This window comes from Neoroseomonas rubea (genome assembly GCF_016106015.1).
Classification (GTDB): Bacteria; Pseudomonadota; Alphaproteobacteria; order Acetobacterales; family Acetobacteraceae; genus Neoroseomonas; species Neoroseomonas rubea.
The window spans coordinates 1-13,350 of record NZ_JACADQ010000092.1; the positions used below are offsets into that span (position 1 = coordinate 1).

A 13,350-nucleotide genomic window follows, 5' to 3' on the forward strand; every position below is an offset into this window, starting at 1 on the left:
ATGTCGGCGGCGGCATGTGCGCCATCGGCTTCGGCGCGGACGGCGCGATGGAGGGCGCGGCCTGCTGGCGCGCCGACGGCACGGCGATCGGCGTCGGCGGCGGGCTGGCGCGCGAAGGGGTGCGCTTCTGGCCGGACGCCGCCGGGCCGCGCTGATCAGAACGTCACGACGGCGCGCAGCCCGGCCACGACGGCATCGGGCAGCGCGCGCCTGGCGTCGCGGCGTTCATCCGGTTCGCCCGCGGCGGGGTTGAACAGCAGCTGCACCAGGGGGCGGAGCGACAGGCGGTCCTCGATCACAACGGCGTCGTAGTTCAGCTCCACCACCGTCTCATGGCTGCGCACCGGGCGCGTGTTGCCGAAGGTGACCAGGTCGCGGTCGAAGTCGCGCGATCGCGCGCCGATCCGCGCCCAGCTGACGCCGAGGGAGATCGTGTCCCCGCCGCGCCCGAAGGGCCCGCGCCAGGCGAGTCCGCCATCGAGCTGGAGATCGACCGCGTTGCGGTCGCCAGGCTGGGCGAAGGCGCGGCCGAAGGCGGAGATCCAGCCCTCCTCGCCGCGCCAGAGCGTCGCTTCCGCCACGGCGTAGCCGCCGTAGTTGTTGCCGAAGCGCCGCGGCGTGCCGCTGCTGGCGGGGTCCGCCAGGGAGACGCCGGCATCGTCGAAGCGGACGGAATCGAAGCCGCCGGTGTGGTACCAGCCGCCGAGCTTCAGCGCCCAGGGGCGTGGCGCGTCCTCGCCGTCCGGCGCTTCGCCGCCGGTCACGGCTTCCGCCATGGTGAAGGCGCCGCCGCGCGTGCTGAACAGCGTGCCGTGGCGATTGTGGCGCTGCGGGTCCGTGGCCTCGCCATAGGCGCCGCCCGGGTCGCCGGAGAAGAGGCCGAGGCGCAGCCCCGTGCCGCCCTCCGGATCGCCGAGCGCAAGGCGGATGCCGGGCGTGGCGAGCGGATAGGCGGGCCCGCCGGAGGGCAGGGCGCCGGCGAGCGCGACCGGCCAGCCGAAGGTGCCGGTCACGAGGTTCGCCGCGCCGGCCGCGGCGGCGAATTCCGCATCCGCCGCCAATTGCCCGAAGCGGAGCGAGCCCCAGTCGCCGAGGGAGCGCTCGGCCCAGACTTCAAACAGGCGGATGGTCGGGAGCGCCTCGATGTTCGAGACCGGGGCGAGGCTGCCGACCCGCGTCGCGCTGGGCTGCCGGCCGTAGATCGCGAAGGCGCTGGCCGCCACGCGCCAGCCATCTAGCCCGGCGAGGGTGCCGAGATCGGCCGTCAGGTCGAGCCGGATCTGGCCGATGGCGGCCGTGCCGCGCCGGATGCCGCCCGAGACATTCGCGATCGCATCGCCGGTGAGCGTGCCAGCGAGGCAGAGGCCGGGGGCGAGCGCCGTGCCGGTCTCGCAGGCGGGCGGGGCTTCCTCGGCCCTTGGCGCGGCGGGCAGCGCCAGCAGGACGATGGCGGCGAGGGCGGGGCGGAGGCGCATGGCACGGGACCTTGTATCGGCCCCGTACCTACGCCCGCATGGTGAAGACTTCGTCGACAGGCCGCGTCAGCCGACCGGCGTGCGCCATTCGGCATGCGCATCCGTTGTGCCGCGCACGACCGATTCATAGGCCTGCTGCAGCCGCATCGTGATCGGCCCCGGCTTGCCGCTGCCGACCGGAAGCCGGTCCACGCTCGTGATCGGCGCCAGCTCCTGGCCGGTGCCGCAGAGAAAGACCTCGTCCGCGACGTAGAGTTCCGTGCGGTCGGCGCGGCGCTCCTGCACCGGCAGCCCGTGCTCGGCTGCGAGAGCGAGCACCGTGTCGCGCGTCACGCTTTCCAGGATGTCGCTGTCGCGCGTGGGGGTGATGACCACGCCGTCGCGGACCAGGAAGAGGCAGGCGGCGGCCGTCTCGCTGACCTTGCCGTCGCGCGTCAGCAGGATCGGCATGTCGTAGCCGTCGGCGCGCGCCTGCAGCGTCGCGATGCGCCCGGCATGGTAGTTTGCCGTCGCCTTGATGCGCGCCGGCATGGTGTTGTCGGCGATGCGGGTCCAGGAGGAGACGCAGGCGGCGATCCCGCTCTCCCGCTTCGTCGAGCGTTCGCGCGGGATGGCGGCGCAGACCCAGCCCACGGGGCCGGTGGTGGACTGGTTGCCGCGCGCCTCGATATGCACCTGCAGGCGGATGTAGCAATCGTCGTCCGGGGCGTTGGCGCGGATGGAGTCGAGTACGCCCTGGCGCATCGTGTCGCGCGAGGGCGGGCTGTCGAAGCGCATGAACTTCATGCCCTGGTCGAGCCGCGCGAGGTGTTCCTCGAGCCGGAAGACGGACAGGCGCTTCGTCGAGGGATTCATGTAGGCGCGGATGCCCTCGAACACCGCGGCGCCATAGGCGAGGCCGACGGAGAGGGCATGCACCTTCGCGTCCTCGAAGGGGATCGCCCTGCCGTTCTGGATGATGGTGTGCGCGGTCCAGGCCATGGTCTTGATCCTTCAGGTCAGTCGGGGTGAGACGGGTTTCGCGGGCTTGGCCGCGAGGTCGGCGGCGAGGCCCATCGGCGCGTCGGCAAACAGCCGCGCATCCATCGGGCGGAGGTCCGGCGCAATGGCCGGACGGAAGCCCATGGCCGCAATGACGTCGCGCTCGGGGTCGAGGCCGGGCGCGATCTCGGCCAGCACGGGGCCTTCGGCTTCCAGGCGGAAGACGGCGCGTTCGGTCACATACAGCACCTTCTGCCCGCGCTGCCGTGCATAGGGGCCGGAGAAGGTGACCTGTTCCACCCGCGCGACCGCCTTGGGCTTGCCGCCCGCCGTCAGCGTGCCGCCGAAGACGAGGTTGCGCGCGCCCTGGCTGATGTTGATGAAGCCGCCAGGCCCAATGAGCTTGTTGCCGAAGCGGGAGACGTTGACGTTCCCCGCCGCGTCGAACTCGGCGAAGGAGAGGAAGGCGAGGTCGAGCCCGCCGCCGTCGTAGAAGTCGAACTGGTAGGGCTGGTCGACCTGCGCGTGAGGGTTCATGGCCGCCCCCGCTTCGCCGCCCGAGGCCGGGGCGCCGCCGATATTGCCCTGTTCGTTCGTCAGGCAGACCTGGTCGAGCACGGCTTCCTCGGCCGCCACATTGGCGATGCCGGTGAAGATGCCGGAGCCGAGGTTGCACACCGCGCCGCGGAACAGCTCGAGCGCGCCGCGCCGTGCCACGATGCGCCGCGGGCCGGGCGGAAGGCGCGGGATGTCGCCGAGCGGGATGCGGAATTCCCCGGAATAGGCCGGCGAGTAGAAGGTCTCGTAGGTCTGCCACTGGCCGGGCTCGACGACGACGACATCCACCAGGATGCCCGGGATCTTGACCATCTTCGGATGGATCGACCCGGCGCGCGCGATGCGTTCCACCTGCACGATGACGATGCCGCCGCAGCGCTTCGTCGCCTGGGCTTCGGACAGCATCTCGAGCGTCACGGCCTCCTTCTCCATGGAGACGTTGCCGTCCTCATCCGCCGTGGTGCCGCGCAGGAAGGCGACATCGACGTGGTAGGGCTTGAAGAAGAGGTAGTCCTCGCCGCGGAAATTCACGAGTTCGACGAGCGGCTCGGTAGCACTCGGCGACTGCGCGCCGCCGCCGAGGCGCGGATCGACGAAGGTGTGCAGCCCCGTCTTGGTCAGCAGGCCGGGGCGGCCGGCCGCCATCTCCCGCATCAGCTGGCTGAGCGCGCCCTGGGGCAGGGACCAGGCCTCGATCTCGTCGCGGAAGGCCATGGCGGCAACGGGCGGGCTGTTGACGTAGGAACCGGCGATGTTGCGCTTCAACAGGCCCTTCTGCGCGAGATGACCGAGGCCGCGATGCTCGCCATCGCCCAGGCCCACCGGGTGCAGCGCGGTGATGGCGCGCGGCGCGCCGCTGTCCCGGAATCGCCTGCCGAGGGCGGCGAGCAGCGCGTCCGGCACGGCATGGCCGCCGCCGGAGCCGCCGATCAGCAGCGTATCCCCGTCGCGGACCAGCGCGGCGGCTTCCTCGGCCGTGGCTCGGCGCATGGCGTTTCCTCATCACCCTTCGCCGCCTAGGCTAGCGGCGCGTGGCGCGGCGGCAAGGGGAGGACGCGATGGACGGCGAGGTTCACCTAGTGAAGGGCGCGGATGGCGTCGCGGAACTCGTCATCGACCGCCCCGCCAAGCACAATGCCGTCACGCCGGCCATGGCGGCGGCGATCGCGGCGCATGCGCGCGCGGTCGATGCGGATGGCGATGTGCGCTGCCTGCTGCTGCGCGGCGCGGGCGATCGCGCCTTCTGCTCGGGCACGGACCTCAATGCGCTTGCGGCCTATCCGGACCTCTGGGCCTTCCGCAACCGCGTCGAGTACAGCACGGCGATCCGCGACATGAAGAAGCCCATCGTCGTGGCGATGAAGGGCTGGGCGCTGGGCGGGGGCTTCGAGATGGCGCTCGCGGCCGATATCCGCGTGGCGGGGCGGAGCCTCAAGGCCGGCTTCCCGGAGGTCACGCGCGGCTGGGTGGGCGGCGGCGGCGCGAGCCAGATGCTGCCGCGCCTGATCGGCTACGGCCAGGCGATGCGCCTGCTGCTGACGGGAGAGAATGTGGGAGCGGAGGAAGCCCACGCGCTCGGCATGGTCGAGATGGTGGCCGAGGACGCGGAGCATGAGGACGTGGCGCGCGGCATCGCGCGGCGCATCGCCTCCTTCAGCCCCGTCGCGACGCAAAGCGTGAAGGCCTCCGTCCGCATGGCGCTGCAGGCGCCGCTGCCGGCGGGGCTCGCCTATGAGAACGAGATGAACGTGCTCTGTTTCGCCGCCGGCGACCACATGGAAGGCATCCGCGCCTTCGCCGAGAAGCGGGACGCCGCCTTCAAGCGCTGACCCGGCCGCGCTAGGATGCGCGGGCAAGGCAGGAGGAGGCGCCGATGAGCGCGGCCAAGGACATGGGGGGCGATGCCCCGCTGCTGCTGCGAGAGGATGGCGCGGACGGCGTGACGGTGCTGACGCTGAACCGCCCCGCGGCGCGAAACAGCCTTTCCCTGGTGATGCTCGAGACTCTGGAGAACGCCTTCGCCGCGATCGGGGAAGACCAGCGCGTCCGCTGCCTGGTGCTGGCGGCGAACGGGCCGGTGTTCAGCGCGGGGCATGACCTCAAGGAGATCACGGCGCACCGGCAGGATCCGGATGGCGGCCGCGCCTTCTACGACCGCGCCATGGGAACCTGCGCGCGGGTGATGCAGGCGATCACCGGGCTGCCGCAGCCCGTCATCGCGGCGGTGCAGGGGGTGGCGACGGCGGCGGGCTGCCAGCTTGTCGCCACATGCGACCTTGCGGTGGCGTCGGACGACGCGCGCTTCGCCACACCCGGCGTCGATATCGGCCTGTTCTGCACCACGCCCTCGGTGCCGCTCGCGCGCGCCGTGCCGCGCAAGGCGGCGATGGAGATGCTGCTGACAGGCGAGATGGTGGATGCGCCGACGGCGCTGCGCATCGGCCTCGTCAACCGCGTCGTGCCGGGACCGCGCGTGATGGAGACGGCGCTTGGCCTCGCACGGCATATCGCGGCGCGCTCGGCGCTCACGGTGCGTACCGGCAAGCGGGCCTTCTACGCGCAGATCGAGCAGCCGCTCGCGGAAGCCTATGCCCAGGCCGCCTGCGTGATGACCGAGAACCTGATGGCGCATGACGCGGCGGAGGGCATCGGCGCCTTCGTGGGCAAGCGCAAGCCCGTCTGGGAAGATCGCTGAGGACTGCATGACCGACTATGAGACCGGGCTGGCGCGCACCGCCGCCAACCACCAGCCGCTGACGCCGCTGCTGTTCATGGAGCGCGCGGCGCGGGTCTTCCCCGACCATCTTGCCGTGGTGCATGGATCGGTGCGGCGGAACTATCGCGAATTGCGCGACCGCTGCGTGCGGCTCGCGCATGCGCTGTCGCAGCACAGCATCGGGCGCGGGGACACGGTCGCGGCGCTGCTGCCGAACATCCCGGAAATGCTCGAATGCCACTACGGCGTGCCGATGGCGGGCGCCGTGCTGAACACGATCAATACGCGGCTGGATGCCGCGACCATCGCCTATATCCTCGACCATGGGGAGGCGAAGGCGATCGTCGTGGACCGGGAATTCATGCCAGTGCTGCGTGTTGCGCTCTCGCAGGCGCGCGCCAAGCCCCTGGTGATCGAGGTGGCGGACCCGCTTGCTCCCGCTGGCGCGCAGGGGGAGACGCTCGGCGGCATCGCCTATGACGCGCTCCTCGCCGAAGGCGACGCCGCCTTCGCTTGGCCGATGCCGGCCGACGAATGGGACGCGATCACGCTGAACTACACCTCGGGCACGACGGGGCGGCCGAAGGGCGTCGTCTATCATCATCGCGGCGCGCAGCTGCTGGCGGTGGGCAACGTGCTGTCCGCCGGCATGGGCAGGCATCCGGTCTATCTCTGGACGCTGCCGATGTTCCATTGCAACGGCTGGTGCTTCCCCTGGACCGTCACGGCGCAGGCCGGGGTGCATGTCTGCCTGCGCGCCGTGCGCGGCCCCGACATGTGGCGGCTGATGGCCGAGGAAGGCGTGACCCACATGTGCGGCGCGCCGATCGTCATGGCGACCATGCTCAACGCCCCCGAAGCAGAGAAGCGTGCCCTCTCGCGCCAGGTGCAGTTCGTCGTCGCCGGCGCGCCGCCGCCCGAGGCGGTGCTCGCCGCCATGCGCGCGGCCGGCTTCGCGGTCTGCCACGTGTACGGGCTGACGGAAGTCTATGGCCCCGCGGTGGTGAACGAGTGGCACGAGGCGTGGAACGCGAAGCCCGGACCGGAGCAGGCTGCGCTGATGGCGCGCCAGGGCGTGCGCTACCTCGCGCTCGAGGGCCTCGACGTGATGTACCCCGCGACGATGCAGCCCGTGCCCGCGGATGGCGCGACGCTCGGGGAGGTGATGATGCGCGGCAATGTCGTGATGAAGGGCTACCTGAAGGACCCGACCGCGACGGCCGCCGCCTTCGCCGGCGGCTGGTTCCACACCGGCGACCTCGCGGTGAAGCATCCGGACGGCTACATCCAGCTCAAGGACCGCTCGAAGGACATCATCATCTCGGGCGGGGAGAACATCAGTTCGATCGAGGTGGAGGACGCGCTCTACAAGCACCCCGCGGTCGGCGTGGTGGCGGTGGTAGCGAAGCCCGACGAGAAATGGGGCGAGACGCCCTGCGCCTTCGTCGAGCTGAAGCCCGGCGCTTCGGCGACGGCGGAGGAACTGATCGCCTTCGCGCGCGAACGCCTCGCGGGGTTCAAGGTGCCGCGGCACGTCGTCTTCGCCGAACTGCCGAAGACCTCGACCGGCAAGATCCAGAAGCACGTCCTGCGCAGCCAGGCGAAGGGGGAATGATGGCCGTGGACAAGGTGCTCGCCGCCGCGGCGGCGGGGCGGGAGGCGTCGCGCGCGCGGTGGTTCGAGCTGCTGCGCATCCCCTCGGTCTCGGCGCAGCCGGCCCATGCCGGGGATTGCCGGCGCGCGGCCGAATGGGTGCGAGGGCAGTTGGCGGGCATAGGCTTCCTCGCCCAGGTGCGGGAGACCGGCGGGCATCCGGTGGTCGTCGCGCAGCATCCCGGGCCGACCGGGACGGGGCCGCATCTTCTGTATTACGGGCATTACGACGTGCAGCCGCCGGAACCGCTGGAACTCTGGTCGAGCCCACCCTTCGAGCCGGTGATGACGGACGGCCCCAACGGCCCGCGCGTGGTCGCGCGCGGCGCGGTGGACGACAAGGGCCAGACGATGACCTGGCTGGAGGCGCTGCGATTCTGGCACGAGACTGCGGGCGGCCCGCCCTGCCGCGTGACCGTGCTCATCGAGGGCGAGGAGGAGGTCGGATCTAAGAACCTCGCCGCCTTCCTCGAAACCCATGCGGAGGAGTTGCGCGCCGACGTCGCCGTGGTCAGCGACACCAACCAGTGGGATGCGGCCACACCCGCGATCAGCACGCGGCTGCGCGGCATGCTCTACACCCAGATCGACATCCGCGCCGCGAACAAGGACCTGCATTCGGGCCTGTTCGGCGGATCGGCGCTGAACCCGATCAACCTGCTGACGCGAATCCTGGGCGATCTCAAGGACGAGGCGGGCGTCATCCAGATTCCCGGCTTCTACGACGAAGTGCCGGACCTCCCGCCCGCGCTCGCCGCGCAGTGGAACGCACTGGGCTTCGACGAGCGCGCCTTCCTCGGCGGCGTCGGCCTGTCCGAGCCCGCCGGCGAGATGGGCCGCGGCGCGCTCGAACGGCTTTGGGCGCGACCGACCGCCGACATCAACGGCATCTGGGGCGGCTATACCGGGGAAGGATCGAAGACCGTGATCCCTTCAGAAGCCCATGCGAAGGTCAGCTTCCGCCTCGTGCCCGGCACCTCGCCGACCAAGGTGCTGGCGGGGCTTCGCGACTTCATCGTCGCGCGGCTGCCGGAGGATGCGCAGGTCTCGATCCAGGTCTTTTCCATGAGCGAGGGGATCGAGGTGCCGGCCGACAGCCCCTACATCGAGGCGGCGAAGGGCGCGCTGGAAGCGACCTTCGGGCGCGCACCGGTGCTGATGGGCTGCGGCGGGTCGATCCCGGTCGTCTCCAGCATGAAGCAGATCCTCGGCCTCGACAGCCTGCTGGTGGGCTTCGGGCTGGAGGACGACCAGGTGCACAGTCCGAACGAGAAGTTCGACCTGGCCTGCTTCGAGAAAGGCATCGACAGCCACATCCGGCTGCTCGACGCGCTCTCGCGCCTTCAGCCGCGATAGGCGGCGCCGTCGGTCACGTAGCCGGCGGCGATATCGGCGGCCAGCGCAGCGGGATCGCGCGCGCCCGGGTCGCCATGCCCGCCGCCGCCGGGCGTCGCCATCGAGACCGTGTCGCCGCGCTTGAGCACGTATTGCCGCTTGGGGTCCGTGCGCTCGCCATTGATGCGCAGCTCGCCCGGCGCGCCGGCCTTGCCGCCCTCGACGCCGAAGGCGGGGAAGATGGTCCGCTCGGCGAGGAAGGAGACGGCGATGGGGGTCTCCGACCGGCTCTCGATCAGGATCTCCTGGCCGAGCCCACCGCGATGCCGCCCGGGGCCGCCGGAATCCGGCCGCAGCCGCTTGTGGTGGAAGCGCAGCGGCGCGATGTGCTCGCTGATCTCGACCGCGGTGGAGGAAACGTTGGACGGCCAGGACAGCGTCGTCACGCCATCCCCGCGCATGTTCCCGCCCATGCCGCCGTTGAAGAAAAACATGTTCGCATAAGGCTTGCCGCCGGCCCGCACGCCGGACTGGTTCATCCCCCACATGGGCGACCCGCAGGCCGCCATCACGCGGTCCGGCACCACCTGCCCGAGGCAGCCGAAGACCAGCATCGGCAGATAGTGCCCGATCAGCATGCGCGACCCGCCAGGTGCGGGGAATTGCGGGTTCACGATGCAGCCGGGCGGCGCGACGATGCGGATCGGCCGCCAGGCGCCCTCGTTGTTGGGCAGGTTGGGGGAGGTGCAGACCTTCACCCCGTACATCGACATGGCATAGGTGTAGCAGAGCGCGCAGTTGATCGCCCGGTCCACCTGCGCATCCGTGCCGGTGTAGTCCATGGTGATCTCGTCGCCCTGGATCGTCAGCGCGAGGCGGATGGTGATGGGCGTGTCCATCAGCCCGTCCGTCTGCAATTCGCTGCGATAAGTGCCGTCGGGCAGGGCGGCGATGGCGGCGCGCATCGCGGCCTCGCAGCGACCCTGGATCTCGGCGGCCAGGTCCGTCAGGTCCGGCAGCCCGGCCTGCTTCATCAGCCCGACGAGCCGGTCCTCCATCAGGTCGAGTGCGACCACCTGCGCCCAGAGATCGCCCAGCGTCTGGTCCGGTGTGCGCACGTTCTGGCGCAGGATCGCGACCAGAGTTTCATCCGTCGCGCCGGCGCGCATCAGCTTCAGCGGCGGGATCTGCAGCCCTTCCTCGAACACCTCGCGCGGCTCGGGGCTGCGGATCTTCCCGCCGATGTCGGGCGCATGTGCCGTGCTCGCGCTGAAGGCGACGAGGCGCCCGTCGAGGAAGATCGGCTTGGCGACCGTGATGTCGGGCAGATGCCCGGTGCCGAGCCACAGGTCATTGGTGATCAGCACGTCGCCGGGGCTGAGCGTTTCGGGCGGGAAGAAGCGGATGAAGTGCTTCACCGTCTCGGGCAGCGTGCCGATGAAGGAGGGGATGCTCTCCGTCGCCTGCACCAGCGATTCCCCCCGCGCATCGGTGACGACGCAGGAGAAGTCGTAGGATTCGCGTACCAGGGTGGAGAAGGAGGTGCGGACGAGCGCCGCCGCCGCCTCATCCACCAGGGAGATCAGGCGCCGCCAGAGCAGTTCCAGCTCGACGGGATCGAAGCGGCGGGTCATGCGGGGTCGTCCTGCATCTCGGCGGAGAGCGATCCATCGGCCAGCATCACGATGCGCGCGCCGGGGCCGACGATGAATGTGCTCTCATTCTCCTCGAACACCGCGGGGCCGTCGCAGGCGAAGCCCGGCGCGAGCGCGTAGCGGTCATAGACCGCGGTCTCGAGCGTGCCGCCCGCATCGGGGAAATGGACGGCGCGCCTGCCCTTCAGCGCCGCGCCCGCGGGATGCGACGGCAGGCGGAGCAGCCCCTCCGCGCCCGGCACGGGGGCGGTGAGCGCGAGCCGCAGCGCAACGAATTGCGCGGCGGCGCCCGGCGGCGTGCGGGCGAACAGCGCGCGATAGGCCGCCTCGAAGGCTTCCCGCACCGGGGCTTCGGCGAGCGTGCCCGGCAGCGCGACGGTGATCTCGCTGCCCTGGCCGATGTAGCGCATGTCCGCCAGCCGCGTGACGACGCGGCAGGAAAGGTCCGCGCCGGTGCCATCCACCAGCGCCAGCGCCTCCTGCTCCAGCCGCGCGAACAGCGCTTCGATCCCGGCCCAGTCCGCCGAGGCCAGCGGCACGTTCAGCGAGGCGACGCGATCGACGCGCGCGGGCGCCATCAGCATGCCGATGGTGCTGCCCGCCCCCGCGCCCGGCGGGCAGACGACGCGCCGGACGCCGAGCTTGCGCGCGACGTTCCAGGCATGCACGGGGGCCGCGCCGCCGGTCGCCATCAGCGCGTATTCGCGCGGTATGCGGCCGCGCTCGGCGATCGCGACGCGCGCCGCGCCGGCCATGTTCTCGTTCACCACGTCATGGATGCCGAAGGCGGCGCGGTCCTCGGCGATGCCGAGATCCTGGGCCAGCGCGCCGAGCGCGCGCCGCGCCGCCTCCATGTCGATGCGCATCGCCCCGCCGAGGAAGAAATCGGCGTTGAGGTAGCCCAGCGCGAGGTCCGCATCCGTCACCGTGGGTGCCGCGCCGCCGCGCGCGTAGCAGGCGGGGCCCGGCTGCGCGCCGGCGCTCTCGGGACCCACATGCAGCGTGCCGAGCTCCGAGCGGCGGGCGATGGACCCGCCGCCGGCGCCGATCTCGATCAGCTCGACGGTCGCGATCTGGACCGGCAGGCCGGACCCGCGCAGGAAGCGCTTCTCCCGCGCCGCCTCGAAACCCCAGGCGACCAGTGGCTGTCCGTCATCGACCAAGGCGAGCTTCGCCGTGGTACCGCCCATGTCGAAGGCGAGCACGCGGTCGAGCCCCGCATGGCGGCCGAACCAGGCGCCCGCCAGCGCGCCGGCGGCGGGCCCGGATTCCAGCAGTTGCACCGGCGCGCGCTTGGCCTCGGCCACATGCGTCAGCCCGCCATTGGACAGCATGAGGAAAAGCCCGCCGGGGATGCCGGCCGCCTTCAGCTCCTGCTCCAGCCGATCGAGGTAGGTCTCGGCGATCGGGCGGACATAGGCGTTGCAGACGGTGGTGCTGGCGCGCGGGTATTCGCGGATCTCGGGCGCGATGTCGCAGGAGAGGGAGAGCGACAGCGCGGGGAAGCGCCGGGCGATGGCCTCGGCCGCCGCGCGTTCATGCGCATCGTTGGCGTAGGCATGCAGAAAGACGATGGCGAGGCTCACGACGCCTTCGGCGACCAGCGCCTCCGTCTCCCGCAGCACCTCGTCGATGTCGAGCGGCACCTCGACGCTGCCGTCGGGGGCGAGCCGTTCGCGCGCTTCCCGCCGCCAGGGGCGGGGCACGATGGGCTTCGGCATCTCGATGAACAGGTCGTAGAGCTCGTATTTCCGTTCCCGCCCGATCTCCAGCACGTCGCGGAAGCCGGACGTCGTCAGCAGGCCGGTGCGCGCGCCCTTGCGCTCGATCAGCGCATTGGTGAAGAGCGTCGTCGCATGCACCACGCGGCCGATGTCGGCGGGGGCGATGCCGTGCGTGTCGAGCAGCCGCCGCGTGCCGGCCAGCACGCCGCGCGCCGGGTCGTCGGGCGTCGTGCTTTCCTTCCAGATGAAGGCCCGGCCGGTGGCGGGGTCGAAGGCGACGAGGTCGGTGAAGGTGCCGCCGATGTCGATGCCGAGCGAAAGCGTCATCCGTCTGCCCTGATATTGGCCGCGCGGGCGACCGCGCCCCAGCGTTCGCGGTCGGCGCGGATGCGCGCGGCGAAGGCGGGCCCGATCTCCGGCAGGGGTTCGAGCCCGCGCGCTGCCAGCACGGGCAGCGTCTGCGGGTCGGTCATCGCCTCGGTGAACAGCGTCGCGGTCGCCTCGGCGATCGGCGCGGGCAGTGCGGCCGGACCGAACAGGCCGAACCAGTTGTTGATCTCGAGCGCCGGGTAGTCGCGCGTCAGCAGGGGCAACTCGGGCACCATGGGCGAAGGCCGCGTCGCGGCCAGGCCGAGGCCCTTGACCTGCCGGTCGCGGATCATCGTCGCGAACTCCGCGACATTGCCGAAGAAGATGTCGACCCGCCCGGCCATCAGGTCCATCCCCGCCGGCGCGCCGCCGCGATACGAGACATGGACCATCTGCAGCCCCGCTTCCCGCGCGAGATATTCGGCGGCGAGCTGGTTGGTCGATCCATTGCCGGTGGAGGCGTAGGTCACGCGCCCGGGCCGCTCCTTCGCCCAGGCGACGAATTCCGCGAGCGTCGAGAAGGGCGCGTCCGGCCGCGCGATCAGCGCCATGGGCGTGCCGGCCAGGTTGCACACCGGCAGCAATTCCCGGTCGAGGTCGAGCGGAATGGTGGACCCCGGCACCGCCGGCGCGACGCTCATGTTGCCCATGATGCCGATGCCGAGCGTCAACCCGTCCGGCGCCGCGCGCGCCGTGCCCTGCAGCGCGATGAAGCCGAGCGCGCCGGAGCGCGTCTCCACCACCACCTGCCGGCCGGTGCGGCGGCCGATCGCCTCCTGCGCGATGCGCGCGACGATGTCGACGGCGCCGCCGGGCGCGAAGCCGGACAGCACGCGGATCGGCGGCGCCGTTCCCTGCGCCCGCGCACCGCCGGCCGCCAGCGC

The 13,350-nt window shown here is 71.4% G+C and carries 10 protein-coding genes; 4 read left to right on the plus strand and 6 right to left on the minus strand.

Annotated elements, in window-relative coordinates:
* Nucleotides 1–155: 155 nt before the first annotated feature.
* The 3 genes from HW577_RS11280 to HW577_RS11290 all read right to left on the minus strand — a co-directional run bounded on the left by HW577_RS11280 (nt 156) and on the right by HW577_RS11290 (nt 4,004).
* The gene (locus HW577_RS11280; RefSeq protein ID WP_198376236.1) at nt 156–1,475 is read right to left on the minus strand and encodes a carbohydrate porin; all 1,320 of its coding nucleotides are present in this window, start codon (nt 1,473–1,475) and stop codon (nt 156–158) included.
* A 66-nt stretch (nt 1,476–1,541) separates the two neighbouring features.
* Entirely contained in the window at nt 1,542–2,456 is a 915-nt protein-coding gene (locus HW577_RS11285; RefSeq protein WP_198376237.1) for a branched-chain amino acid transaminase, read from the minus strand.
* Between the two features lie 12 nt (nt 2,457–2,468).
* Entirely contained in the window at nt 2,469–4,004 is a 1,536-nt protein-coding gene (locus HW577_RS11290) for an acyl CoA:acetate/3-ketoacid CoA transferase (RefSeq protein WP_198376238.1), read from the minus strand.
* A gap of 68 nt (nt 4,005–4,072) precedes the next feature.
* Here HW577_RS11290 and HW577_RS11295 point away from each other — a divergent pair, with 68 nt between their 5' ends.
* From HW577_RS11295 to HW577_RS11310, 4 genes are read left to right on the plus strand one after another with little or no spacing between them, the layout of a single operon-like run.
* Complete coding sequence (locus HW577_RS11295) at nt 4,073–4,843, plus strand: enoyl-CoA hydratase/isomerase family protein (protein WP_198376239.1); 771 nt, start codon at nt 4,073–4,075, stop codon at nt 4,841–4,843.
* 44 nt (nt 4,844–4,887) lie between these two features.
* Nucleotides 4,888–5,709, plus strand: a complete 822-nt coding sequence (locus HW577_RS11300; RefSeq protein ID WP_232474860.1) for an enoyl-CoA hydratase — start codon at nt 4,888–4,890, stop codon at nt 5,707–5,709.
* A gap of 7 nt (nt 5,710–5,716) precedes the next feature.
* Nucleotides 5,717–7,345: an acyl-CoA synthetase gene (locus HW577_RS11305; RefSeq protein ID WP_198376240.1), complete on the plus strand. Its 1,629-nt coding sequence runs from the start codon at nt 5,717–5,719 to the stop codon at nt 7,343–7,345.
* Nucleotides 7,342–8,739: a M20/M25/M40 family metallo-hydrolase gene (locus HW577_RS11310; protein WP_408639527.1), complete on the plus strand. Its 1,398-nt coding sequence runs from the start codon at nt 7,342–7,344 to the stop codon at nt 8,737–8,739. The genes HW577_RS11305 and HW577_RS11310 overlap by 4 nt, the downstream gene beginning before the upstream one ends.
* Here the strand turns inward: HW577_RS11310 and HW577_RS11315 are convergent.
* The 3 genes from HW577_RS11315 to HW577_RS11325 form a co-directional block, all read right to left on the minus strand.
* On the minus strand, nt 8,727–10,352 hold the full coding sequence (locus HW577_RS11315; protein ID WP_198376242.1) for a hydantoinase B/oxoprolinase family protein: 1,626 nt from the start codon (nt 10,350–10,352) through the stop codon (nt 8,727–8,729). The two genes, HW577_RS11310 and HW577_RS11315, sit on opposite strands and share 13 nt — an antisense overlap.
* The gene (locus HW577_RS11320) at nt 10,349–12,424 is read right to left on the minus strand and encodes a hydantoinase/oxoprolinase family protein (RefSeq protein WP_198376243.1); all 2,076 of its coding nucleotides are present in this window, start codon (nt 12,422–12,424) and stop codon (nt 10,349–10,351) included. The genes HW577_RS11315 and HW577_RS11320 overlap by 4 nt, the downstream gene beginning before the upstream one ends.
* Nucleotides 12,421–13,350 (minus strand): Bug family tripartite tricarboxylate transporter substrate binding protein (locus HW577_RS11325; protein WP_198376244.1); only part of this gene is annotated, 930 nt, incomplete at its 5' end. The genes HW577_RS11325 and HW577_RS11320, both read right to left, overlap by 4 nt.